Raw genomic sequence first — 24,466 nt, forward strand, 5'->3', positions numbered from 1 at the left:
AGCGAGGTGTCCGAGATTGCCGGATCAACAACGCGCGTGCGGGGTCACGGCCGCAGCATCGCCGCAGGTCGGGTCGGCTGGCCGGGGGATTCGGCCCGATGGTCGGCCTGGCCGGGTGCGACGCCGTGCCGGCCGTCGGGCCGGCTCATGACTTGGCCGCGGTGTCGTACCGGCGACGCAGGTCGGCCATCTCCGAGGCGCCCAACGCCTCCTGCTGCGCCATCGTCGCGTACGCGGGCGGGAACATCTCCCGCAGCCGGTCGACGAACCTGACCTCGGCGGTCGCCTCGACGACCTGGATGCCCGGGGGATCGGTGGACATGTCCATGATCAATGGGCCGGCCAGCTTGACCGCCACGTCCCAGGGGCGCTTCTGCTCGGCGATTCCGCAGAGGTGAAAGCCGTAGATCTTCCGGACGTCGGCGAACGCGGTGGCCCCCGCCGGCTCGAAGCCGTAGACGCGGACCCCGCAGATCACCGGTGGCTTCTCCGTGCCGGCACCCTGCGGGGTGCCGTGGCCCGCGTGCTGGTGCTGCCCCGGGTCCGCCTGTTCGAGCGTGGTGCGCATCCGGGCCACGATCTGCGCCTGCAGATCCGCCGGCTCCGCCTTCGGACCGGCCCGGTTGGCCAGTACGACCGTGCCGGCCGACACCGCCAGCAGGATCACCGCCACCCACACCAGGCGGTGGCGGTACCACCCCGCGAAACTCCGTCCGGAAATCATCGCTTCTCACCTCGTCGCCGGTTGTGGTGCGCTGGCAGACCGAATCGCACGCCCGCTGTCAGGCGTCGGCGCGTCGGCCGTCGGGGCGCGTGCCAGGGGTGCGTATGGCGGACGGGAGTGCCTGCCCGGCAGGGTTCCCGCCAGCAGGGCGATGGCCCGGCGGCGCGGCGTGCAGGCGTCCGTCAAGGCGGCGCGCTGCCGACACCGTGGTGCTCCCGTGCTGGCCGTTCTCAGCACGGTTGCCCCCGCGCTGCGGCGATATGAGCCATTCCAACACGTCTGGATGCACTCTGCAACATTGGCGAGCGTCAGTGCAGGTGCGGCCCGGTCAGCGGGCTGGTGGGGATGCCGGTACCGATCGCCGTACCGCGCGTGTCCGACCAGAAGGTCTCAGTGGACCGACGGCGGCCAACGATGGCTGCGCCACTCGTCCCACGTCGTGAAGCCCGCAGGTGGGCCGTCGATGGGCTCGCTGCCGTCGAGTTCACCCGGCGTGGGGATGTCCATGCGGGTCGCCCACTCGACGAGTTCCGCGTCGGACATGGGCCATGTGGTGTGTGGCGCCTCGGCCTGGCGCTGGTCACGTCGTCTCCGCTGCGCGGAAGGGGTCAGTGCGAAGTAGCACAACTCCGCCCTCGCGCCGAGGTCCACCGCGGCCTGGCGCAGGGCGGAACGCTCGTTGCGGTCCCACAGGCCGTAGTCGATCACGACATTGGTGCCGAGCGCGAGAGCGCGCAGCCCGATCTGGATGAGCCGCCCCTCGATCACGTCCCCCGCCACCGGCGGATTCTCGGGACCGTAGAGCGCCTTCACCCACTCGTCCTTCGTCAGACGAAGGGCTTTCCGCTCGATCTCGATGCGCCGAGCAGCCGTGGTCTTCCCGGTGCAGGGGAGTCCCACGGTCAGGAACAGCGTCGGTCTTCCCATCAGCACCCTCCGGACGACACCCCATCATCGCGTACGTCCGCCGTCGCGGGCGGAGCGTGGCGCGAAAACCCCTCCGACTAGGCCAGCCTCACAGTCAGTCGAGGTACTCGTCTTCGAGGGTGGGGATCACCGGCGAGAGCAGGTGGTCGGTGTGTTCGGAGACGGTTCCGCGGACCAGCCGGTGGACACGGAACGCCAGTTCGTGCTCGGGATCCTCGTCGTCGTGGACGTACAGCAGCCCGTAGGACCCGGGGGCGAGATGACCGATCCTGGTGAACAGATCGACAACGTCGGCCCCCCGGGTGCCCCGGTGGTTGGGGAAACCGCCGAGGTGTACGTGGTGTGCGCCGTTGGCCGGGCGAAGGTCCATCAGCCCGTACCCGGTGAACGCGTTGACCAGGTCCTGGATCTCGTCGAGGCGAAGGGGTGGGTCGTCGTCGACCGCATCCGCTGTCGAGCGGAGGGTGATCCACCCGTGATACTCGAACATCGCAGGAGTGTAGGACCAGATCGTCGGGGCCGCTGCGGCCCCGCGTGCGCCGGCCGGTCGTCGGGCAACGTGAAGTTCACCTACGCCTGCGGCTGTCCGTTGCCCTCCGCCGGGGCCGACGTGGAGGGGCGGCGTAGCTCGCGGAGCACGCCGTGGCGGTGCAGGGCCCAGGCGAGGCGCGGCACGCTCGGATGCCGTATGAACAGCACCGCGGCGCGGCGGACCAGGCCGCCCCGGTCGTTGTTCACCTGGGCCTCGATCGCCTGCCAGAGCAGTGCGCGCACCCGGGCGTCGTCCAGTGCCGTCCGTACCTCACGCCGCACTGCGGGGTCCTCGGACGCCGCGGTGATGGCGGCAGCCTGGCCCGGTCGGTCGGCCCGGGGTGGCACCACTGCGGCGACGAGCGGTCGGCGTACCTCGTCCTGCTCCAGCAGCAGCAACACCGCCTCCCGGATCTCGCCCGTCTCCAGGCTGGACCGCAGCAGTCTGAGCAGGCTGCGGTCCACCTCGTGGTCGTGGTCCGGGACGGAGAGCGTGGCCAGGAGCACCGCCACCTCGTCGAGGTCGATGATGTGACGCAGCCCGTTGCGGAACTCCGGTAGTCCCCAGGCGGCCTGTAACGCCGTGACGAGATTGCGGTTCACGGTCCATTCGCTACCCGCAACCGGCAACCGGCGAAACCCCGCAGTCGTCCGATCCGCCGAATCGGCCGTGGCGTGGCGGGCGTTCTCCCCCGACCTGATGGGCCGCCTGGCCGGCTCACGGGAGAAGGGCACCGTGGGATCACCATGTTGATCCCGTGTGAGCGTGATCGCAGCAGAGCGTGACCGTGTACTAGGGTGCTCCTATGGATCTGAGTGACACCGCTTCGGAAGTGACGGCTACCAGGCCCGGTCCAGCGGAGGGTGACTCGTCGACACCGATTCGACTCCATGCTTCGAACATTCACAAGCGGTACGGCAAGAATCACGTCCTGAAGGGTGTCGACCTCACCGTACGCGCCGGCGAGGTGGTCGCCATCATCGGCGCCAACGGTTGCGGCAAGTCGACGCTCATGAAGATCTGCGCGGGTCTGGTCAGCCCGTCCGGCGGTGTGGTGGAAGTGGACGAGAGCATGGCCTACTGCCCCCAGCAGGCCGGGCTCATGGGCTTCCTGACCGCCGACGAACACTTCGCATTGTTCGGTGCCGGGCACGGGATGAGCCGGGGCGAGGCCCAGGCGACCGGCCGGCAGCTCGCGAAGAGCCTGGCCTGGGACGGCGGCATGTCGACGCAGGCCCGGCACCTGTCCGGTGGCACCCAGCAGAAGCTCAACCTCATTCTCGCGGCGCTTTCCGACCCCGACATCCTCCTCCTCGACGAGCCCTATCAGGGTTTCGACCGGGGCAGTTACGTCGACTTCTGGGACTGGGTGTTACAGCGGCGCGACGCCGGCAAGTCGACCCTCGTCATCACCCACATGTTGAATTCACTCGATCGGGTCGACGCCGTTCTCGACCTCGGAGCGAAGGCGGCCGCCGACTCATGACCAAGCTCTTCACCGTTGCGGAGATGATGGGTCGGGACCTCGCCCGGCGGCGGGTAGCCCTCGCGCTGCTCGCGTTCGTACCCTTGCTGTTCTACATCGCCCGGCACGACGCCAATCCGGAAAAGGCGATTCGCTTCGCCGGCCTGGGTCTGGCCTGGGCGGTGAGCACGGCCGGGTTGTTCCTGAGCAACACCACAAAGGCGGTGGAGCGGCGGCTACGCCAAATCGGCTATCGGCCGGCGCACCTCTACCTCGGCACGCTCACCGCGCTGCTGACGCTGGGTGCCGTGCTCGCCGCGGTGTACTGGGTGCTCATCTACGTCGACCAGGACACGTTGCAGCGGCCCGGCGCCGTCGCCATCGAGTTCGGGCTCACGATCGTGATTGCTGCCCCGCTGGGCCTGCTGATCAGCGCCGTGGCCCCACACGATCTGGAGGGCACGCTCGTCCTGATCTCGATCACCGGGTTGCAGTTCCTGGTCGATCCGGAGCAGAAGCTCGGCAAGGCCCTGCCGTTCTGGTCGACTCAGCAGGTGGGGCTCTACGGCCTCGACGGTGGCGACCCGGAGTTCCTGCGCAAGGGCCTGCTGCACGGTGCCCTGTACTGCATCGGCCTCATGCTGGTCACGGCGGTGCTGGCGGGTGTGCGGCTACGGCGGCGCAAGCACATGCAGATCAGGGCGGCCGTGCAGTAGGGGCGACGCTGCGGGCGTGGCGCACCACGCCCGCAGCGGACTCACGCCACCTCGTGCAGCGCGAACGACACGTCGTTGGGCGGTGCCACCAGCAACGGGAGCCGATCCGCGCGGCTGCGCGCCTGCCGGCGGCGCTGCTCCAACTCGGCCATCCGCCGCATGCACTCGTCCCGGGCGGGTGATCCGAAGCCGGTCTCCGGGGCTGCGGTCAGCGAGGCTGCCCAGGCACGGTAGCGATAGAGCGGCCTGCGCAGGTTGCGAATCCGGTAGAGCCAGGCGACCCGCAGCTGGAAGTCGGTGTCGGAACCGAAAGCCGCGGTGCCGTCGAAGCCGTTGAGTCGGGTGAAGACCTCGCGGCGCACGACCGTCGCCGGATGCAGCGCGACCGTCTTGCGGCCGAACCGGTGCACCAGGTTGCCGTTGCGCGGCATGTGCCGTACCCCCTGCGGGTTGCCCCGCGCATCGATGATGCGGTAGCCGCAGCCGACCAGATCGGCGCGGCCCCGTTCCAGCACGGCAAGCTGGCGGGCGAAGCGGTCGGGTTCGCTCACGTCGTCGGCATCCTGGAAGCCGATGTACGGCGTGGAGACCGACTCGACCACGGCGTTCTTCAGCCGCAGCGGCCCGACGTTGCGCGACGCACGCAGCAGGGTCAGCCGCGGATCGTCCCGCCACGGTGCGAGGGCGGTGATCCAGTCGTCGTCCGGCGAGTGATCGTCGGCGACCACGAGCCGCAGGTCCCGATGGGTCTGCCCGAGTACGGAGGCGACCGACTCCGCCAGGTAGGTGGCGCAGCGGAAGTGCGGCACGATGACGGTCAGCACGGGTCCCCGGCCCATCAGGCGCCGACGGGCATTGACTCGCTGCGTACCGCGTCGATGTGCTCCCGGAGCCCTTCCCGCAGGGAGACCGACGCGCGGAAGCCGAGCGCCTCGGCCGTGCGGGCGGTGTCGGCACGCGTGGACACCACGTCACCTGCCCGGTGGGGTTCGGTCCGGACGTTCGCCGGGCGGCCCATCAGCTCACTGATCAGCGCGATGATCCCGGTGACCGATATCTGCTCACCGGTGCCGACATTGCATACGCGGCTCGGGCCCGGCGCGTCGATGGCCGCCGTCACCGCGCGCACCGCGTCCTTGACGAAGACGAAGTCGCGACGCTGCGATCCGTCGCCGAACACCCGGATCTCCCGGCCGTCCTGGACCGCCGAGATGATCCGCGAGATCAGCATGTCGGGCCGTTGCCGGGGGCCGTAGACGGTGAAGAACCGCAGGGCCATGGTGGTCAGCACGGAGGCAGGGCGGGCCGCGTAGGCCAGCGCGAGGTGTTCCGCAGCCAGTTTGGTGACCGCGTACGGGGAGATCGGGGCGGGCGGTTGGTCCTCGTTCATCGCCCCGTCCCGCTGGTTGCCGTAGACGCTGGACGAGGAGGCGATGACCAGCCGTCGTAGACCGGTCTGCGCACCCGCCTCCAGGAGCCGCCGGGTGACGAGCACGTTGGATTCGACGTAGTCGTCGAAGCGATCCCACGACGGCCGTACCCCGGGCAGCGCGGCGAGATGGACCACCGAGGAGACCCCGTCGAGCAGCGGGCGGATGTCCGTGGTGCGCAGGTCGGCGACGATGTGCCGGCCGGCTGCCGCGTTTGCCGGCCGGGGCGGCGCCTGGCGCAGGTCGACACCGATCACCGTGTGGTCCCGGCTGCTCAGGTGCTCGACCAGGTGTCGCCCGATGAACCCGGCGGCACCGGTCACCAGCACCGTGCGCCGGGGGTCGTGAACCGTCATTCCCGTGCCCTCCTGGTCGTGGGACGTGCGTGCAGGGTGGACTCTCAGCTGCGTCGGACCGACAGCGTGTGGGCCAGCTCGGTCAGCGCCACCCGCACCTCCCCGACGATGGGCAGGGAGTCGAGCACCGCCACCGCCTCTTGGGTGCGGGCGTGGATCATCTCCTCGACCGTCCGCAGGGCGCCGGTGTCCCGCACGATGTGCCGCAGCCGTTGTGCTTCCCGCTCGCCGAGGCCCGGGTTGCCGTGCCACCGGGATATCTCGGCGGCCTGGGTGGCGTTCGCCCGCTCCCGGGTCAGCGCCATGAGTACGGTGGACTTCCCGCTGCGCAGGTCGGTCAGGATCGACTTGCCGGTGACGGCGTCGTCGCCGAAGACACCGAGGACGTCGTCGCGCAGCTGGAATGCCTCACCGATCGGGACGCCGAAGCCGGAGAGCCGTTCCACGTCGGGTCGGGCCGCGCCGGCCAGCATCGCGCCGATCTGCAGCGGGCGCTCCACGGTGTATTTCGCCGACTTGTAGAGCAGGATCGTCAGGCAGTCGGTCAGGTCTGCCCGGACAGCCTCGCCGCGGATGTCGAGGTACTGCCCGAGCAGCACCTCGACGCGCATGCGATGGAGCAACCCGGCGGCCGCCGACACCCGCTCCGGTGCCAGACCGCAGCCGTGGAAAGCCTCGTCTGACCAGGTCAGGCAGAGGTCGCCCCAGAGGATCGCCGTGTTGCGGCCGTAGTGTTCCGGGTTGCCGCGCCAGCCGAGCCGGCGGTGTGCCTCGGCCATCGTCACGTGCAACGTCGGGTTCCCCCGCCGGACATCGCTGTCGTCCATGATGTCGTCGTGCACCAGGGCGAAGAGGTGGAACAGTTCCAGCGCCGTGGCGGCCACGACGATGCCGGGGTGATCCCCGCCGCCGAACGCGCGCCAACCCAGGCAGCAGAACGTCGGTCGGGTGCGCTTACCTCCGGCGAGTGCCAGGGCGCGGAGGGCGTCGACCCCGTCGCGCCACTCGGGGGTGGTGTCCATGTCCCGCCGGGCGGTCAGGAAGCTGTCGATCGTGCGCTCCACCTCGGCTCTGAGCGCGGGCCCGGCGAGGCCGGGCACGCCTCGGGTGGTCTCGCTGGTGGCGGTCATCTGTCCTCCGTCCGATCGAGGGCGACTTTGACGGCAGGTCACCGGCGTCCGGTGCCGCCGGGTGAACGATCGCGCAGGCTGAATGCGGCAGAACGCGGCCGGACGTCGACGGAAAGTGGTCACTGTCAGTAATAACGAAGGCCGGATGGGCCCGCATTTACGTGACCCCCCGTGGCTGGTTGCGCATCAACTGTAACCGATCCGTGGAGATCCGGCGCCCCCTACTTCGTGCATCCGCAATTTCCCGTGTGGGCGTTTTGTTCCTCTAGGGGGTTGACTGGAGTCGATTCGCAGTGGATTGTTGTGCGAGCGAAATTGGCCGATCCGGATGGTGGGGGAGCGGTATGGAGCTGGTCGTGCTACTCGACCACGATGGCCACGCCGTCGGTGAGCAGGACAAACGCATCGTTCACGACGGCGACACGCCGCTGCATCTCGCATTCTCCTGTTACGTCTTCAGCAATAGCGGGCAGTTCCTAATGTCGCGCCGTTCGTTGCGGAAAAAGACGTGGCCAGGTATATGGACCAACAGCTTCTGCGGCCATCCCGGCCCAGGTGAGCCGATGACCGACGCCGTCCACCGACGGGCGTCCGCCGAGCTGGGCCTCACGCTGAGCGACCTCCGTCTGGTGCTGCCCCGCTTCCGCTACCGGGCCGAACTCGACGGTGTGGTCGAGAACGAGATGTGCCCCGTCTACGTGGCCCGGGCAGCGGACGCACCGGTGCCGAACCCGGACGAGGTGGACCGGGTCGAGTGGGTCGACTGGGAGTCGTTCCGGGACCGGACCCGGACCGACGGGACCCTCTCGCCGTGGTGCCGGTTGCAGGTCGACGAGCTGGCCGGGATCGGACCCGTGCCGGGCCGGTGGCCCACCGGCGACGCCGCCGAGCTGCCACCCGCAGCCCGGGTCGCAGTCGCCGGGCACGGCTGACCAGATGGCGTCCCCCGAGCCGCGGACAGCCGCGACGAACTGGGCACGCTATGTGGGCTACGTCCGCAGTCACCGGCGCTGGTTCCTGCTGCTGGCCGCGCTGATACCGCTCGACGTCGGCACCCAGTTGGTGGCGCCCCAGGTCGTACGCCGGTTCATCGATGCGGCGGTGGGCGGCCGGCCACAGGGCGAGTTGGCCGGGTACGCCATGGTCTTCGTGGTGCTCGCAGTCGTACGGCAGGTGCTGTCGGTCGGCACCGGCTGGGTCTCCGGCCGGGTCGCCTGGCGTACGACCAACGGGGTGCGCCGCGACCTGCTCGCGCACGTCCTGCGGCAGGGGCCGAAGTTCTTCCTTCGGCACCCGCCCGGGGAACTGGTCGACCGGATGGACGGCGACGTCACCCGGTTGGCCAAGCTCCTGTCCGAGCTGGTGCTCGACATCGCCGTCCAACTGCTGCTGATCATCGGCATCGTCGTGGCGCTGTTTCTGCTCGACTGGCGCTACGGCGTGCTCTTCACCCCGCTCGCGGTGGTGATGCTGCTCCTGCTGCGACGCCTGCTCGGCCGCGCGGTGCCGCTCATCGCCGACCGCCAGCGGGCGGAGGCGAGCCTGCTCGGCTATCTGGAGGAGAACCTGACCGGGCGGGAGGACCTCAACGCCAACGGCGGGACGGCGCACGCCCTGGAGGGCGCCTGGCAACGGATCCTGCACCACTACCGGCTGGCCCGCCGCGCCGCCCGGGCCACGGTCACCTGGCCGGCGGCGGTCCAGGCGCTCACCGCCGTCAACCTCTGTGCGGCACTGGCCACCGGTGTGTGGCTCAGCCAGCACCGGGGCGCCAGCGTCGGCACCGTCTTCGCCGGCCTGTCGTACGCGATCCTGCTGCGGATGCCCCTGGTCAGCATCACCTCACGCTTCCAGGACATGGAGAACGTCCTGGGCAGCGTCCGCCGCATCGAGGAACTGTTCGGCGAGGCCCACATCGTCCCCGACGGCGGTGGCACCCTCCCGCCGGGCCGCGGCGCGGTGAGCTTCACCGGCGTCACCTTCGCCTACGACGAACGCCCGGTGCTGTCGGACGTGTCGTTCACGATCGCGGCGGGCCGGCGGGTCGCGCTGGTCGGACGCAGCGGCGGCGGCAAGTCGACCATCCTGCGGATGCTGTTCCGCCAGTACGACCCGCAGGCCGGCTCGGTCTCGATCGGCGGCGTGGACGTCCGGCAGTTGGACGTCGCCGCGCTGCGCTCCCGCATCACGCTGGTCACCCAGGACGTGCACGTCATCGCGGCCACCCTGCGGGACAACCTCACCTTCTTCGACGACCGGTGGCCCGACGAGCAACTGCGCCGGGCGGTCGAGGAGGTCGGTCTGGACACCTGGTACGCCGCCCTGCCCGATGGCCTCGACACGCGGATCGGGCCAGGCGGAGCGGGGTTGTCCGCCGGTGAGGAGCAGCTGCTCGCACTGGCCCGGGCACTGCTGACCGACCCCGACATCGTGCTGCTCGACGAGCCGTCGGCCCGGCTCGACCCGCACGCGGAGCGGCGGCTGCGCCGAACGATGGAGAGGTTCATCGAGGGTCGTACCGCGCTCATCATCGCCCACCGGCCCGAGACGCTCTCCATCGTCGACGACGTGATGGTGGTCGAGGACGGCCGGGTCGTCCGCCTGGCGCCCCGGTCCGAGCTGACGGGCGGCAGTGACGAGACAGCCGTCCGGCTGTTCCCCGCCGGGCGGTCCTGACGTGACCACGACGACCAGAGGCGCCCGGGCACGCCTGCTGTTGGCCGGCCGTGGCCGGCGTTACGCCGTGCTCGCCGCCGTGTGGGCGGTGCTGCGGCTGGGCATGCTGGCCCTGGGGCTGCTGATGCAGATGGCCTTCGACTCCCTCAGCGGCGAGTCGGCCGCCGGCCTGAACCTGTGGACTGTCGTCGCACTCGTCGCCGGCATCGAGGCCGCGCGCATCTCCCTGCAGTTCAGCACGGTCGTGCCGTGGCTCGAACCGCGGATGCAGTACCACACCGTCGGTGCGTTGCGGCTGTCGCTCTTCGAGTCGCTGATCGACCCCCCACCGGAGGCCGGACACACCAGCGCGGGCGAGGCGGTCGCGACCGTCGGCGCCGACGCCGCGGACGCCGGCTTCTTCGTGGTGTGGTCGCCCATCAACATCGCCCGTTGGGTGTTCGCGGTCGCCGCGATCACCATCATGCTGCGCATCGACGTGCTCATCACCCTGAGCATCCTCGGGCTGTTCGTCGTGATCGTGGCGGTGATGCGCCTGGTGCACCGGCGGATGATGGCCTACCGCGAGCAGAGCCGCGCCCAGACCGCACTGGTCAGCGAGGCGCTGCGCGAGGTGATGGGGGTGGCGCTGGGCGTGCAGGCCGCGCGCGCCGAGGACGCGGTCGGCCGGCGTCTCGACGCGCTCAACGCCGTTCGGGCCAGGGTCGCCATCTCCGAGGAACTCGCGGTCGCGGTGCAGCGCAGCACCCTGCTGAACGCCGCCCCGCTCGGCACCGGCATCGTGCTGCTGATCGCCGCACCGGCCATCAGCAGCAACCGGCTGTCCATCGGCGACATGGTGCTGTTCACCTTCTACCTGCAGTTGCTCGTCGACACGCTCGCCTCGCTCGGCGTGCTCACCGTCCAGTTGCAGCGGGTGCTCGTCGCGCTGCGCCGGATGACCGCGATCACGGGTGGCCGCCTGCACCCCCGGCACGGGATGGACCTCGACCATGCCCGGCCCGGTTCCATGATCAACCTTTCGCCGCGCCGCTCGCCCCCGCCGCCCGCCGGCGACCCGCCGACGATCACGGTCACCGACCTCACCGCCCGGCACGAGGGTGCCGCCAACGGGGTGTCCGGCATCGGTTTCACGATGCCGGCCGGCCGGCTGACCGTCGTGGTGGGCCAGGTCGGCTCGGGCAAGACCACACTGTTGCGCGCCCTGCTCGGCCAACTGCCGGCTGCCACCGGCGAGGTGCGCTGGGACGACGTCCCGTTGCCCGCGGACCGTCGGGCGGTGCTCGTGCCGCCCCGGTGTGCGTACACGCCGCAGGTGCCTCGACTGTTCACCGGCACGATCCGGGAGAACATCCTGCTCGGGCTGCCGGACGACCGGCTGGGCGAGGCGGTGTCCCGGTCGGCCCTCGACGCCGACCTGACGGCGATGGCCGACGGGCTCGACACGGTGATCGGGCCTCGTGGGCTCCGCCTGTCCGGTGGCCAGGCGCAACGGGTGGCCGTGGCACGGATGCTCGTCCGCCGCACCCCGCTGGTGCTGTGCGACGACGTCTCCAGCGCACTCGATCCCCCGACGAGCGAAGCCCTGTGGGACGGGATCCTGCGCGACGGCGGGAGCACGGTGCTGGCGGTGTCCCACCGGCCCGAGGTACTGCGCCGGGCCGCCCTCGTCGTGGTCCTGCGCGACGGCCGGCTGGAGGCGGTCGGGGCCCTGGACGACCTGCTGGAGAGCTCCGACGAGATACGCCGGCTCTGGTCCGCCGTAGCCACCGACTGACCCATGCGGAGGAACCGATGCTCGAGCTTCTGACCCGGCCCGTCCGGTGGGCGATCCGGCGCGGCTACCAGCCCGCCGACGGCGATCCACCGCCCACAGAGTGCATCGTGGTTCGTCCCGGTCCGGCCGGTGTCCGGGCCGCGACGGCGGTCCCGGCGGTCCCGGCGGTCGCCGCGGAACTCGGCGACGGCTTCGGCGGCGGGCTGGCGTTGGTCCTGCCGACCTACGTGGGCCGGGCGCCGCTGTCGAGCCACCGCGAGACCGTCGAGGAACTCGTCACCCAGCTCACCGACCTCCCACCGACGGTGGCCGCCCGCCCACTGGTGCTGGTCGTCGGCATGCAGTGGCGCGACGACCAGCACGACGAGGCGATCGCGCGGCTGGGGCAGCTGAGCGAGATCGCCGCCTCCCGGGGCGGGCTGACCTTCGTCGGGATCGCGATGCCGCAGGCCGGGAAGAGCCGCATGCTCAACGCCGCGTTCGAGGTGGCCACCGGCCTCGGCCTGGCGGGCGTGGCGTGGGTCGACGACGACGTGACGTTCAGCGCCGGCTGCATCGGACGGCTGCTGGAGGACTTTCTCGACCGGGGCGCGCGGGGCTCGGCCGGGGCGAGCAAGGTGCCCCAGCCCAACCCGTACGCGGCGGCCCGGTTGCTGCACCGGGGCAAGCAGATCACCAAGACGCCGAAGTTCGGCTACCCGCACGGCTGCTGCATGGTGATCGACGCCGAACTCGCCGCCCGTGGCATCCCGGACCGCTACACCTGCGAGGACGACTACTTCTGCTTCGCCCTGCTCGACCCCCGGCACGACAACCCGCTGCACCGCACGCACATCGTCGCGGACGCCGTGAGTTACCACCTGACCGGCGGACCGGCCGGCGAGATCAGACACCGCGTCAACCGCTCGCTGCTGACCGCGGCGGTGCTGATGGCCGACTTCCCCGCCGACGTCGCCGGCCGGTACTGGCGCATGTACTTCTACGGGCTGTGGCCGCTGGCGCCCGCAGCCCGCGGCCAGGGCCTCCACTTCGCGGCCAAGAAGTGGCTGCTCAAATCGATCCACTTCGGCTGGTTCTCACGGGTGGCACTGGGGCTCGCGGTACGCGGCGTCGTCGGCCGGCCCCGACGTGAGATCCCGTGGTCGGCATACACCCGGCACGCCAAACCAACGGCCTCGTCGGTCCCGTTGTCTCCCAAGATCTCCCGAGGGGAACGCGCATGACAGACATCGCGAAGTACATCAAGCAACGCGCGCAGGGCAAAGGTGTCCTCAACGTGCTCAGCGGAGTGTCCCGCACCTACTTCCACGGCACCGGAACCAAGGCGCTCAGCGACGCCGCCTGGCTCAAGCAGAAGTCCAGCCGTACGCCACCGCAGTTCAGCATGATCGCGATCGAGACGATGAGCGGCTGCAACTACCGCTGCTCGTTCTGCCCCATCGGCACCCTCAAGATGCCGTCCGGCCAGATGTCGATGGAACTCTACGAGTCGCTGCTCGACCAGCTCGCCGACTTCACCGGCGTCATTCACCCGTACCTGTTCAACGAGCCGCTGCTGGACCGGCGGCTGCCCGCGATGGTGCGGATGGCCAAGGAGCGCACCAAGGCGTCGATCTCCATCCAGACCAATGGCTCCAAGCTCACCGAGGAACTGGCCGACGAGCTGACCCGGTACGCCACCGTCGTCGTCAACGACTACACCACCGACCTGTCGGTGCTGGAAAAGGTCCGCCGGTATCCGGCCCGGCCCGAGCTGGTGCTGGTCGACCGCGATCCGGACGCCACCCTCACCAACCGCGCCGGCAACGTGCTGGGCCGTCCCACCGTGCTGCTCAACCAGTTCTGCGTACGGCCGTTCAACGAGTTCTACATCACCCAGGACGGCCGGGTGGTCCTGTGCTGCCAGGACTGGAGCGTGCAGGAGGTCATGGGCAACGTCAACGACAACACCATCGAGGAGATCTGGAACAACGACAAGTACACCGCCCGCCGCGCGAGCCTGCTGCGAAAGGAACGGACCGACCTATGCGCGAAGTGCGACTTCCCGGGAATCTGAGCACGGTCCCGACGGCCGCCCCGGTGCTCACGGCGCTGCGGGCGCAGGCCCCCGGGCTGCTGCACGTCGTGGACCCGTACAAGGTGCCGTTGGCCGAGGCGGTCGAGAAGTCGCGGGCGGTGGCCGACCTCGGCCACCCCGCGCTGCTCGTCGGCAGCACCGACAACGCCGCGTTCGACCGACAGGTGGTCCCCTACGTCGCCGAACTGCGCGAGCGGACCGACCTGCCCCTCGTCCTGCACTTCCCGTCGATACCCGGCCGGGGCGCTCCGCTGTGTCCGGGCGCCGACGCGGCGCTGGTGCACGCGGTACCGAACTCGGTGCGGTCCTTCTTCGTCTCCGGCGGCCTGACCGCGACCGTCCGCGCCGCGACGGCGCTCGGGCAGGACCGGCCCGAGCTGCTGCGATCGGCGTCGTTCGCCTTCGGTAGCGACGGCAAGACCCACGAGGCGGTCGGTGCGCCGCCGACGGTGCAGGACGGCGCGGAACTGCCCCGGCTGGTGGCGGCGGTCGCCGCCGCCGACTTCGACCTCGCCTACCTGCTCTACCGGCACGGCCGGGTCCCGGAGGCGGTGCTACGGACCTACCGGCGTGGCCTGGCACCCCAGCAGTTGCTGTTCGTCGGCGGTGGCGTGACCTCGTACCGCCAGGTCCGCGAGTATCACGACTGCGGCGTCGACTGGGTCGTCGTCGGCAACGGCCTGGAGACCGCCGACTGGCGGGAGACCCTGCGCAGGTTGTCCGGCCGGCCGGGCGACCGGGCCGGTGACCCCGCTGCCCACCCGACACTCGCCGCCGAGTTGCAGCGCGGGCTGCGCCGGCCCGTGCGCACCGATCTGCCCGGCCGGCAGGCGTACGCCACGAACGTGGGCCGTCTGCACGAGCTGCTGCCGGCCGTGGTGGCCCCGGTGACCTCAGCGGAGGAGGTCGCGCACGTCCTGCGGACCACCCGCACGGCCGGGACACCCGTCGCGGTGCGCGGCAGCGGACACTCCTTCGGCCTGCAGGGCCTGTCCGACGGTGGCGTGCTGATCGTCGGCGAGCCGGGGGACCCCGCGGTTCGGCTGCGCGACGAAGGCACCGCCGAGGTGTCCGCCCGGGCACCCTGGTACGCCGCCGAGATGGCCCTGAACGCCCGGGGGCGCAGCATTCCGGTGCTGACCAACCATTTGACCGTCTCGATCGGTGGCACGCTGTCGGTCGGCGGGTACGGCGAGGGCACGATCAGGTACGGCGGCCAGGTCGACCTGGTCGAGCGGTTCCGGCTGATCCTGCCCGACGGGCAGGCCCGGTGGTGCTCGCCCGTCGAGTCGCCCGAGCTGTTCCGGTACGGCATCGGCGCGCTCGGCCAGTTGGGCGTGTTGGACCGGGTGGTCCTGCGTACGGTCGACTACCAGCGGCACACCACCATCGCGACGCGGCGGCACCCCTCCCTGACCGCCCTGGTCGGCAGCATCGGGTGGCTGGCCGAGGAGCAGCGGTCGCCGGTCGACCTCTTCTCCGCCCAGCACTACGAGGGCGGCTTCATCGCCACGTACGGGATGCGGGGCGACGGCCCACTGCCGCCGCAACTGCGCCGACAGACCGAGACCCGCGTCGAGGCCGACTGGCCGTTGCGGTCCATGCGGGAGTCCCGGCGCAATCCGGCCGACCCGTCGGTGCACTTCATCTGGGCCGACTACTGCCTGTCGCTGCCGGCGGCAGCCGAGTTCGCCCGGTTCCTCGACGCGGAGATCCTGCCGAGCCCCGGCTACCGCGAGGGTGCGGGCCGGCTGCTCATGCTCGGCGTGCACCGCCCGGAGCAACGCCCGGGGGTGCCGTTCACCCCGGCGGCCGGACTACGGGGCCTGGCCGTCGGCTTCGGGCTGTACTTCAGCGTCCCGCGCGGGGACGGGGCCGGCGTCGCACGGGTGCAGGGGCTGCACCGTCAGGTGCTGGCCGAGTGCCTCGCGCTGGGCGGCCGGCCCTACCTGGCCGGCTGGTACGACCTGGACGAGGCGGACCTGCAGTCGATGTACGGCGCCGACCTCGCCGCCGTACGCCGGTTGCGCCGGGAACTCGACCCGCACGGCCTGTTCAACCCGGGACTGCTGGCATGACACCACGAGCGCGACGGAGGGAGTGGGCATGACCCGCAGCGTGCAGGTCATCTCGATGCGCACCTGGGGTGAGCTGGGGAATCTCCTCGCCGGCCGGACGCTCGCCGCGACCCTGGCCGCCGGTCTGGACGATGCGGAGGTCACCGTCGTCGAGGCGGAGACGCTCTTCCCGCAGTTCGCCGAGGCCGGTGCCGCCATTCGTGAGCTGGTGGCGGCCCGGCTGCCCGCCGACGAGGTGCGGGCCGGATACCTGCGCCTCATGACGGACTTCACCGACCGGCTACCGGCGGGCCTGGACGACGACCCGCTGCCCGCGGCGACCGTCGATCGGCTGGCACCCGTCGCCGACCACTTCGCCCAGACGAAACCGGACCTGGTGATCGGCACCAAGGGGGTGATCTCCCGGCTGAGCCACGCCGCGCTGCGGATCGCGGACCTGCCGACCCCGGTGGTCAACTACGTGACCAACGAGGGGCTGCTGCGGCTGCCGGTGCACCGGGCGCCCCACCTGCCGGTCCACCTGGTGCAGTTCGACCGGGCCAAGGACTATCTCGTCCGCGAGCACGGCTACCGGCCCGAGCGGGTCGTGCCGGTCGGCCGGTTGCTCGCCCAGGCCCAGGCCGCCCAGGTCTTCGAGGGCGCCGCCGCCGGCATCGGGGACGCCGACGCCGTCGGTGCCGCCGATCCGGCGTTGACGGCGGCCGGCACCCGGATCCTGATCCTGTCCAACCGGGGCGGCCGGGAGTATCTCGCCGCCCTGGAGCGGATCGCCCGCGCGCATCCCGAGGCGGCGCTGGTCTTCATCGCGTACAACAACCCGGCGCTGGCCGCCGAGGCGGCCGAGTTGCTGACCGCGCTGGGCCGGTCGGCCTGGCAGACCTTCGACCGGCTGGCGCAGGGGGACTACCTGCGGTACCTGGCCTGGCTTCACGCCGCCGACGCGCCGCTGTTCATCTCCAAGACCGGGCCGAACTCCATGTTGGAGGGGCTCTACTTCGGCGTCCCGCAACTGCTGGTGCGCTCTGGCCTGCCGATGGAGGAGTGGGTCGGCCCGTTCCTCGCCGAACACGGCGTCGGCCGGGGCTTCGACCGGATGGAGGAGTTGGTCGAGGTCGCCGTCCGCTGGGTGGGTGACCCGGATGAGCTGCCCCGTCGCCGCCGCCGGGCGATGGCCCTCGCCCGTACGCTGCTCGACCCGGACCGGGCCCGGCGGCAGACCGTCGCCGCGGTCGCCGCGGTGCTCGACGGGGTGCCGCTGCGGATCGACGAGGAGGAAACGTGCTCTCCGGAGTGAGTGGTCTGGACGACGAGTGGGCGGTCGCGCAGCGCGTCCTGCTGGAGCGGGTCACCGACCGGCTCGCCGGGATCGGCATGACCCCGGACGGGGTGGCGTACGTCCGCCAGATGAAGGGCTATCCGCGGATTCCGTACTTCGCCTCGCTCTGGGTGCCGGACCCGGTGCAGCGCCAGGAGTTGGGGATCGCGATCTGCACCCACGCGATGGGGATCAAACTGGTCGACGACCTGATGGACGGCGACCAACCGATCCGGCCCTGGGACCAGATCCTCGGCATGTTCCTCACCCAGAGCAGCACGGCGACCTTCGGGGCCCACCACCGGCCGGCCGAGGTGCTGCGCGTCTTCGACGAGGACTACGAGGTGATCTGGCGGGAGCAGATCAACGAGGCGGAACGTCCGGCCCACGACCTGGACAGCTGGATCCACTACGCCCGCATCAAGTCGGGCCGGATGATGATGTGTTACGCCTCCGCCGCCTGCCTGGCCGCCGATGTCGTGGAGCGGCTGCCCGCCGCGCGCGCGTTCTGCGAGGCGTTCGGTGTCCTGTTCATGATCGGCGACGACATCCGTGACCACCGCGACCTCGGTGAGGCCGGCGGAAACCTGTGCCACCTGATCCGGACCGGGCAGGTGAGCCGGGACGCGGCCGTCGCGGCGACCCGCCGGTGGCGCGCGGAGGCGCTGCGTGCCCTGGCGGAGTTCCCGCCGGAGTTCCCGATCGCCGGCTTCATGGCCGACTTCGCCGACCGCCTGATCACCTTTCTCCTGGAGGACGACCGTGCTGACGTTTCCTGAGTTCAAGGCCGAGATGGACGACAGTCAGGCGCGGGTGGTCCAACGGTGTCTCGCCGAGCTGACCAGTCTGGGCATGTCCCGGCAGGGACTGGACTTCGTGCGTGACCTCCCCGGCTACCCGCGTACGCCGTACTACACGACGCTGTGGGTGCGCGACCCGCGGGTGCGCGCCGATCTCGGCGCCGGGGTCTCCATCCACGCGGTCGGCGTGAAGCTGATCGACGACCTCATCGACGACGACCAGCCGCTCTCGCCGCGCGACCAGATCTTCGGGGTCCAACTGCTCTCGGTCGGCACCACACTGCTGGCCAGCCAGCAGCGGCCGGTCGAGGTGCTCAGGACGCTCGAGGACGACTACCGCGACATCTGGCGGCAGGAGATCGTGGAGGTCAGCGCGCCCCGACCGGCCACTGTCGAGTCCTGGATCGCGGCGGCCCGGATCAAGGCCGGGGTGATGCTCGCGAACTACGCCGCGGTCAACTGCCTGGCCGGTGGGGTTCCCGAGATGGTGACGCCGGCCCGGGAGTTCGGTGAGGCGCTGGGCGTGCTGTACATGATCGGCGACGACGCGGTCGACTTCGACGAGATCGGCGAGCGCGACGGCAACCTCGCCCACCTGGTCGCCTCGGGCGCGGCCGACCTGGCCGACGTCGCCGCCGCGATCGACGAGTGGCGCGACCGGGCCGTCGCGGCGGTGCGGCAGGGCGACCCGGTCTGCGACCTGGTGCCGTTCTTCGACCACTTCGCGGCGAAGCTCAAGGGCCTGATCAGCCGGACGGCGGCGATCGTCTGATGACGCCACATCAACCGCTCGCCCGGCTGCTGGCCGGGAAGCTGGTCGATCCGGCACCCGAGGGGTGGCAGCGGGACTTCGGCCGGCTCCGCTGCCAGGAGCCACAGGCGGTCGTGTTCGCCGCCAGGGTCGCCGACGTGCAGGAGACGGTGCGCTACGCGCTCGCCGGCGGCCTGGCGGTCGTCGCACGGGGCAACGGGTGCAGCAGCAACGGGCAGAGCCTCACCGACGGCCTGCAGTTGGACACCGCCGCGTTGGACCGGATCGAACTGGTCGGGGCGGCGACAGTGCGCGTCGAGGCCGGGGTGCGCTGGGGAACACTGCACCGCTGGCTGCACGAGCACGGCCTCGCGCTGCCGGTCGTGACCAGCAACGAGCACGCCTCGGTCGGCGGGACGCTGTCGGTCGGCGGCTTCGGGCCGACGTCACCCTTCGTCGGCGCGGTCGTCGATCAGGTGGTGGCCCTGGAGGTCGTCACGGGTGACGGCGCACTCGTGCACGCGACCGCCGACGGCCCGCACCGGGAGCTGTTCTCGTACGCGCTCTGCGGCCTCGGTCAGGTGGGTCTGATCGTCCGGGCCGAGCTGCGGGTGGTCCCGGCGGAACCGGCCGTCCTGGTCCGCCGGCTCGACGGCGACGACCTCGCCACGGTGGCGGAGCAGGTGTGGGCTGACGAGCGGCTGCGTCTGTGCCGCGCGGTGTACTCCACCGCCGCGCGCCGGTGGAAGGTCGAGGTCGGCCGGTCGGCGCGCGACGCGGCGGCCGAGTCGGACGAGGCCCTGGTCGCCGACTATCACCAGCGGCTGTTCGAGGCGGAGGCGGGCTTCTCCGTCGGCATCGCCCGCGGCCAGATCGCCGCGGGTCTGCTGACGGACGAGACCGAGGCGCGCCGGCTGTGGAGCGACTTCTTCCTGCCGATGGAGAAGGCCGACGCCTTCTTCGCCGGGGTCCGCGACCGGTTCGCCGATCCCGCCGTGGTCCCGGTGGTCAACGGCGCGTTCCTGCGCGCCGGGGACCGGCCCCGGCTGCCGTTGAGTCCGCTGCCCGACGCCGACCGGGTACGCACGTTCGGCTTCTACTGCATCGTGCCGCCGGAGCGGGTCGACGAGTACCGGGAGCATTTCGACGCCGCCGGCGCGCTCTGTCACGAGCTCGGCGGCCGGCAGTACCTGCACGGCTATCACCGGGTGGAGCGGGACTTCTACCGGGCCCAGTTCGGTGGGCCCACCGTCGAGCGGTGGCGGGAGGTCAAGCGCCGCTACGACCCGGGCGCCGTGCTCGGCCCGCAGCTCCCGATCTGAGCCGCCGCTCAGCCCGGACGGGTGCGGGCCGCCCGCCGGGAAGCCCGTGTGGCGCGGGATCGAACCCCAGGGTGGCGGGGGCCGGTGCGGCACAACGACGACCCGAGGGCCGTGCCGACCGCCGGGCGTGACGGGCCGCCGGTCGTGGCGCGTTCAGGCGGCCGCCTGCCGGGGGCAGAGCATCGGGTGCAGCAGCCGGGACAACTCGGCGACGTCGGCGACGGGGCCCGCGAAGCTCACCCTCGCCCGTCGGGTCGCACCGGGCCGGCCGTACGCGACCAGCAGGCCGTACCGGTCGATCCGGACCACCCGTGGCGACTCGGCACCGGAGAGCTTCAACTGCCGGCGCAGGTGGCCCGCGACCTGCTCGGCGTGGTGGTCGGCGAGGTCGGCCAGCAATCCCGCCTCGGCCGCGTGCAGCGGGTCGGGCTCGGCCTGCGCGTACGCCTGCGGGTCGATCGGGCGCATCCCGCCGGTGTGTTCCCAGCGGGCCTCGGCCACCTCGAACCGGTGCAGCTGGAACCGGCTGCCCACGTCGAGCAGGTCGCCGGTCGGCTGGGTGGTGGCGAAGTCCATCGCGGCCTGACGTGCCTCGTCGCCGTCGAGACGTTCGGCCCAGCCGGAGACCCAGGCCCGGCCGAGCGAGGGGGCGCCGGCGGTGGGCGGCAGGTCGAGCACGTCGAGGGCGGTGGCGACGTCGGTGTCCCCGGCCGGCGGCGCGAGCGCCGTGGCGAGGTCGCTGAGCGCCGGCACCAGCAGCAGCACCCGGCCGTCGGGGTCGGTGGCGTGCCGGACCTGGTGCGGGCCGGTGCTGCCGGCCAGGTGGGCGAGGGCGGGCAGCCGGCCCGCGACGAGGGTACGCACGATCTCCGCCGGGCTGGGTCGCATGATCCCGAACTCCTCAATGTAGGTTAGCCTTGCCTAAGTTGCAGGCTAGACCATTCGATCGGAGACGTCGACGTGAACCACCCCCGACCCAAGGCCCGGCTCTCCCGCGCGCTCGGCATCCCCTTGACCCGCAAGTGCGTGCGGTACTTCGAGCGGCGTCCCTACCCGCCGGGCGTGCACGGCCGCAACCGTCGCAAGACCTCCGACTACCAGGTGCGGCTGCTGGAGAAGCAGCGGCTGCGCCACCAGTACAACGTCAGCGAGGCCCAGCTGCGCCGGACGTTCGACGAGGCCGCCCGGGGCGCCGGGAAGACCGGCGAGTCGCTGGTCGCGCTCCTGGAACGGCGACTCGACGCGCTGGTGCTCCGGGCCGGGCTGGCCCGCAGCATCTACCAGGCACGCCAGCTCGTCGGGCACGGCCACTTCACCGTGGACGGCCGCAAGGTCGACCGGCCCTCGTACCGGCTGCGGCCCGGCCAGGTGGTCGCGGTGCGCGAGCGCAGCCGCGCCCTGCCACCGTTCCAGCTCGCCGCCGCCGGCGCGCACGCCGATGACCGACCCCGGCCGTACCTGTCGGTGGAGCTGAGCGGATTGAGCGCCACGCTGCTGCGCGAGCCCGCCCGGCACGAGGTGCCGGTGATCTGCGACGAGCAGCTCGTGGTGGAGTTCTACTCCCGCTGAGCGGTCAGCGGCGGTCCGGTCCACCGCCCGTGCCGCGGTTGCGGTGTCGACGGGCCGCCGCTGTCCACCGTGCGCCCCCTGCGGGTCGGCCCCGGGCCGGCGGTGGCGCGGTCGGCCCACGCCGTCCACAGCCGGGCGTAGTTCCCACCCGCGTCGACCAGGTCGGCGTGCGGGCCGCCCTCGACGATCGTGCCCTGTTCCGTTTCGACGGGGACTGGGATCAGGCCCAGGGTGCCGTCGAGAAGGCGGAGGAGTCGCTGACCTGAGGTTCCGGTCGCGGTGGTGCACGCCGGTCGGGCGCGCACCACCGCGACCACCACCTCCACTCACGGTCTGGCCGGTCGGTTCGCCCGTACGCTCCACCGCCCGTCCGCGCGGGTGAGCCGGATGGGATGGTCGAAACACTTGCTGACCTGGTCGCTGGTGAGCACCTCGTCAGCGGGACCCGACGCCAGGCAGCGCCCGTCACGTAGCAGCATCACATCGGTCGTTCCGGGAGGAAGCTCCTCCAGGTGGTGAGTGACCAGGACGGACGCGAGCTCCGGGTAGGTGTGTTGCAGCGTGTCGAGCCGCTCGATGAGCTGTTCCCGGCCCGCGACGTCAAGACCGGTCGCGGGCTCGTCGAGCAGCAGAAGTCGCGGACTGGGCATCAGCGCCCGGGCGATCAGCGCACGGCCCCGTTCCCCCTGTGACAGGGTCGGCCACCGTGCCGCATGGCGCTCGCCGAGGCCGAGCAGACCGATCAGACGATCGGCCGTCGCGATCTGCTCCGGTGTCGGCTCCCAGCGGGGAACGCGTTCGTTGGTGTTGGTCAGCCCGGTCAGCACGACGTCCTGCACCGTGAGGGGCGAACGCAGATCGTGCCGCGGATTGACGTGGCCGACGTAGGAACGCAACTCCCGCATGTCGACCCGACCCAACCGGTGGCCCAGCACGTCCACGGTGCCACGGGTAGGGTGCGCGACCGCGCCGAGAAGGCTGAGCAGCGTGCTCTTGCCCGCCCCGTTGGCGCCGAGCAGCGCCCAGTGCTCGCCGGCCCGTACCGTCAGTGACACCTCGGACAGGATCGGCTTGCCGTCGCGGACGACAGCCGCATCCGTCACGCGCAGTACCGGGGGCGCGGTCACGAGGTGGCCCGCGTGCAGCGGTTGACGGCGGCCATGACCGCGTGCACCGACGCGGTCAGGACGGAGGTGTCCCCGCCGACGCCCCAGCACGTGACGCCGTCCACGCGGCACTCGGCGTAGGCGACGGCGGGGCTGCCCGGTCCCGGGGTGGTGGAGTGCTCGGTGAAGCCGAGGATGTCGATCGTGAAGCCGACGGTACGGAGGGCTTCGGACAGGGCGGACAGCGGCCCGTTGCCGGTGCCCCGGCAGGAGTGCTCCCGCCCGTCGATCCGCAGCGTGCAGGTGAACTGGTGCGTGCCGGGCGCGGTTTCCCTGGTGGTCCAGGAAACCAGGGTGACCGGGCCGTCCAGGGCCGGGGTGAGGTAGGTGGTGCGGAACAGCGCGAACAGTTCCTGGTGGGTGAGCTCCTGGCCGGTGGCGTCGGTGACCTGCTGTACGACGCGGGAGAAGTCCGGGCGCAGGGCCTGGGGGAGGTCCAGGCCGTGGTGGGTGCGCAGGAGATGCGCGATGCCTCCCTTGCCGGACTGGGAGTTGATCCGGATGACCTCCTCGTAGGTGCGGCCGATGTCGCCCGGGTCGATGGGCAGGTACGGCACCGCCCACGGGGCCTCCTCGGCGGGGACGCCCAGCTCGGCGGCCTGCTTGGCGTGCTGGACCAGGCCCTTGGCGATGGCGTCCTGGTGGGTGCCCGAGAAGGCCGTGTGGACGAGGTCGCCGCCATAGGGATGACGGGGGTGGACCGGCAGCCGGTTGCAGTACTCCACCACCTCGCGCACCGCGTCGATGTCGGAGAAGTCGATCATCGGGTTCACGCCCTGCGCGTACAGGTTGAGGGCCAGGGTCACCAGGTCGACGTTTCCGGTGCGTTCCCCGTTTCCGAACAGGCAGCCTTCCACCCGCTGCGCCCCGGCCAGGACGGCGAGTTCGGCGCAGGCCACACCGGTGCCGCGGTCGTTGTGCGGGTGGACCGACAGGATCACGGACTCACGGCGGGCCAGATGGCGGTCCATGTACTCGATCTGATCCGCGTACACGTTGGGGGTGGCGATCTCTACCGTCGCCGGCAGGTTGTGGACCACCGGCCGGTCCGGGCTCGCCTCCCACAGGGCGGTCAGACTGTTGCAGACCTCCAGGACGAAGTCCGGCTCCGTGAGGTTGAAGACCTCCGGGGAGAACTCGAACCGGATGTCGGCACCGGGGCGCTCTTCGGCACGACGCAGCAGATGGGTGGCGGCGTCCCGGATCAACTCGTGGACCTCGGCGCGGGAACGGCCGAGCACGACGTTGCGCCACGTGGGTGCGGTCGCGGTGTAAAGGTGCACGAGAGTGCGGGGGAGCCCTTCGACGGAGGCGATGGTCCGGTCGATCAGATCCCTGCGGGCCGCGGTGAATACGGAGATGGTGACGTCCCGGGGGACGTCGCCGTGGTCGGCCAGCTGGCGTACGAAGTCGAAGTCGGTCTGGCTGGCGGAGGGGTAGCCCACCTCGATCTCCTTGAAGCCCATGGTGACCAGGAGGTCGAACATCCGGCGCTTGCGCTCGGTGTCCATCGGTTCGGCCAGCGCCTGGTTGCCGTCCCGCAGGTCGACGGGCACCCACAGCGGGGCCCGCCCGATCCGGCGCGAGGGCCAGGTCCGGTCCGTGAGCGGCAGGGCGACCCGTTCGTGCGCGGGCTGGTAGCGGTGCTGTGGCAT

23 protein-coding genes are annotated in these 24,466 nt (G+C 71.2%); 13 read left to right on the forward strand and 10 right to left on the reverse strand.

Translation table 11 applies throughout. The features are described from left to right. Nucleotides 1-145: 145 nt before the first annotated feature. The 4 genes from ACQP1S_RS12665 to ACQP1S_RS12680 form a co-directional block, all read right to left on the reverse strand. A complete protein-coding gene (locus ACQP1S_RS12665; protein WP_432906510.1) occupies nucleotides 146-724 on the reverse strand; it encodes a hypothetical protein in 579 nt (192 codons plus the stop codon). Between the two features lie 390 nt (nucleotides 725-1,114). After that, entirely contained in the window at nucleotides 1,115-1,651 is a 537-nt protein-coding gene (locus ACQP1S_RS12670) for an ATP-binding protein (RefSeq protein ID WP_432906512.1), read from the reverse strand. 94 nt (nucleotides 1,652-1,745) lie between these two features. Next, nucleotides 1,746-2,141: an Imm7 family immunity protein gene (locus ACQP1S_RS12675; RefSeq protein WP_432906514.1), complete on the reverse strand. Its 396-nt coding sequence runs from the start codon at nucleotides 2,139-2,141 to the stop codon at nucleotides 1,746-1,748. 80 nt (nucleotides 2,142-2,221) lie between these two features. After that, nucleotides 2,222-2,785, reverse strand: coding sequence for a hypothetical protein (locus ACQP1S_RS12680; protein WP_432906515.1), 564 nt, complete (start codon nucleotides 2,783-2,785; stop codon nucleotides 2,222-2,224). A gap of 203 nt (nucleotides 2,786-2,988) precedes the next feature. On the opposite strand from ACQP1S_RS12680, the gene ACQP1S_RS12685 reads away from it, so the two are divergent. Both ACQP1S_RS12685 and ACQP1S_RS12690 read left to right on the forward strand, forming a co-directional pair. Then, the gene (locus tag ACQP1S_RS12685; RefSeq protein ID WP_432906517.1) at nucleotides 2,989-3,669 is read left to right on the forward strand and encodes an ABC transporter ATP-binding protein; all 681 of its coding nucleotides are present in this window, start codon (nucleotides 2,989-2,991) and stop codon (nucleotides 3,667-3,669) included. Then, a complete protein-coding gene (locus ACQP1S_RS12690) occupies nucleotides 3,666-4,364 on the forward strand; it encodes a hypothetical protein (RefSeq protein WP_091247192.1) in 699 nt (232 codons plus the stop codon). Before ACQP1S_RS12685 ends, ACQP1S_RS12690 begins: the two co-directional genes overlap by 4 nt. Nucleotides 4,365-4,405: 41 nt before the next feature. On the opposite strand, the gene ACQP1S_RS12695 is transcribed toward ACQP1S_RS12690, so the two are convergent. Genes ACQP1S_RS12695 through ACQP1S_RS12705 form a run of 3 tightly spaced genes read right to left on the reverse strand, consistent with a single transcriptional unit; the run spans nucleotide 4,406 to nucleotide 7,280 of the window. Further along, nucleotides 4,406-5,203, reverse strand: coding sequence for a glycosyltransferase family 2 protein (locus ACQP1S_RS12695; protein ID WP_091247189.1), 798 nt, complete (start codon nucleotides 5,201-5,203; stop codon nucleotides 4,406-4,408). After that, entirely contained in the window at nucleotides 5,203-6,150 is a 948-nt protein-coding gene (locus ACQP1S_RS12700) for an NAD-dependent epimerase/dehydratase family protein (protein WP_432906520.1), read from the reverse strand. Before ACQP1S_RS12700 ends, ACQP1S_RS12695 begins: the two co-directional genes overlap by 1 nt. Before the next feature lie 44 nt (nucleotides 6,151-6,194). After that, a complete protein-coding gene (locus ACQP1S_RS12705) occupies nucleotides 6,195-7,280 on the reverse strand; it encodes a polyprenyl synthetase family protein (protein WP_432906522.1) in 1,086 nt (361 codons plus the stop codon). A 344-nt stretch (nucleotides 7,281-7,624) separates the two neighbouring features. On the opposite strand from ACQP1S_RS12705, the gene idi reads away from it, so the two are divergent. The 10 genes from idi to ACQP1S_RS12755 are packed head-to-tail and all read left to right on the forward strand — an operon-like array spanning nucleotide 7,625 to nucleotide 20,076. Further along, complete coding sequence (idi, locus tag ACQP1S_RS12710) at nucleotides 7,625-8,212, forward strand: isopentenyl-diphosphate Delta-isomerase (RefSeq protein ID WP_432906524.1); 588 nt, start codon at nucleotides 7,625-7,627, stop codon at nucleotides 8,210-8,212. Nucleotides 8,213-8,216: 4 nt separating this feature from the next. Continuing rightward, entirely contained in the window at nucleotides 8,217-9,956 is a 1,740-nt protein-coding gene (locus ACQP1S_RS12715) for an ABC transporter ATP-binding protein (protein ID WP_432906526.1), read from the forward strand. Nucleotide 9,957: 1 nt separating this feature from the next. Next, nucleotides 9,958-11,733: an ATP-binding cassette domain-containing protein gene (locus ACQP1S_RS12720; protein ID WP_432906528.1), complete on the forward strand. Its 1,776-nt coding sequence runs from the start codon at nucleotides 9,958-9,960 to the stop codon at nucleotides 11,731-11,733. A gap of 17 nt (nucleotides 11,734-11,750) precedes the next feature. Beyond that, nucleotides 11,751-12,956, forward strand: coding sequence for a hypothetical protein (locus tag ACQP1S_RS12725; RefSeq protein WP_432906530.1), 1,206 nt, complete (start codon nucleotides 11,751-11,753; stop codon nucleotides 12,954-12,956). Then, entirely contained in the window at nucleotides 12,953-13,789 is an 837-nt protein-coding gene (locus ACQP1S_RS12730) for a radical SAM/SPASM domain-containing protein (RefSeq protein WP_091247173.1), read from the forward strand. The genes ACQP1S_RS12725 and ACQP1S_RS12730 overlap by 4 nt, the downstream gene beginning before the upstream one ends. Then, nucleotides 13,759-15,888: a geranylgeranylglyceryl/heptaprenylglyceryl phosphate synthase gene (locus tag ACQP1S_RS12735; RefSeq protein ID WP_432906532.1), complete on the forward strand. Its 2,130-nt coding sequence runs from the start codon at nucleotides 13,759-13,761 to the stop codon at nucleotides 15,886-15,888. Before ACQP1S_RS12730 ends, ACQP1S_RS12735 begins: the two co-directional genes overlap by 31 nt. 28 nt (nucleotides 15,889-15,916) lie before the next feature. Beyond that, the gene (locus ACQP1S_RS12740; protein WP_432906533.1) at nucleotides 15,917-17,182 is read left to right on the forward strand and encodes a hypothetical protein; all 1,266 of its coding nucleotides are present in this window, start codon (nucleotides 15,917-15,919) and stop codon (nucleotides 17,180-17,182) included. Continuing rightward, nucleotides 17,167-17,982 (forward strand): class 1 isoprenoid biosynthesis enzyme, encoded by an 816-nt coding sequence (locus ACQP1S_RS12745; RefSeq protein ID WP_432906534.1) that lies wholly within the window; start codon nucleotides 17,167-17,169, stop codon nucleotides 17,980-17,982. Before ACQP1S_RS12740 ends, ACQP1S_RS12745 begins: the two co-directional genes overlap by 16 nt. Beyond that, the gene (locus ACQP1S_RS12750) at nucleotides 17,966-18,775 is read left to right on the forward strand and encodes a hypothetical protein (protein WP_432906536.1); all 810 of its coding nucleotides are present in this window, start codon (nucleotides 17,966-17,968) and stop codon (nucleotides 18,773-18,775) included. Before ACQP1S_RS12745 ends, ACQP1S_RS12750 begins: the two co-directional genes overlap by 17 nt. After that, a complete protein-coding gene (locus ACQP1S_RS12755; protein ID WP_432906537.1) occupies nucleotides 18,775-20,076 on the forward strand; it encodes an FAD-binding oxidoreductase in 1,302 nt (433 codons plus the stop codon). Before ACQP1S_RS12750 ends, ACQP1S_RS12755 begins: the two co-directional genes overlap by 1 nt. Before the next feature lie 153 nt (nucleotides 20,077-20,229). Here the strand turns inward: ACQP1S_RS12755 and ACQP1S_RS12760 are convergent, their stop codons facing one another. Further along, nucleotides 20,230-20,964 (reverse strand): DUF2470 domain-containing protein, encoded by a 735-nt coding sequence (locus ACQP1S_RS12760; RefSeq protein ID WP_432906539.1) that lies wholly within the window; start codon nucleotides 20,962-20,964, stop codon nucleotides 20,230-20,232. A 72-nt stretch (nucleotides 20,965-21,036) separates the two neighbouring features. On the opposite strand from ACQP1S_RS12760, the gene rpsD reads away from it, so the two are divergent. Further along, the gene (gene rpsD / locus ACQP1S_RS12765; protein ID WP_091247159.1) at nucleotides 21,037-21,645 is read left to right on the forward strand and encodes a 30S ribosomal protein S4; all 609 of its coding nucleotides are present in this window, start codon (nucleotides 21,037-21,039) and stop codon (nucleotides 21,643-21,645) included. A 326-nt stretch (nucleotides 21,646-21,971) separates the two neighbouring features. On the opposite strand, the gene ACQP1S_RS12770 is transcribed toward rpsD, so the two are convergent. Both ACQP1S_RS12770 and leuA read right to left on the reverse strand, forming a co-directional pair. Then, nucleotides 21,972-22,748: an ABC transporter ATP-binding protein gene (locus ACQP1S_RS12770; RefSeq protein WP_218108229.1), complete on the reverse strand. Its 777-nt coding sequence runs from the start codon at nucleotides 22,746-22,748 to the stop codon at nucleotides 21,972-21,974. A gap of 20 nt (nucleotides 22,749-22,768) precedes the next feature. Continuing rightward, nucleotides 22,769-24,466 (reverse strand): 2-isopropylmalate synthase, encoded by a 1,698-nt coding sequence (leuA, locus tag ACQP1S_RS12775; protein ID WP_432907986.1) that lies wholly within the window; start codon nucleotides 24,464-24,466, stop codon nucleotides 22,769-22,771.

This window comes from Micromonospora matsumotoense, assembly GCF_050951065.1.
Classification (GTDB): domain Bacteria; phylum Actinomycetota; class Actinomycetes; order Mycobacteriales; family Micromonosporaceae; genus Micromonospora; species Micromonospora matsumotoensis.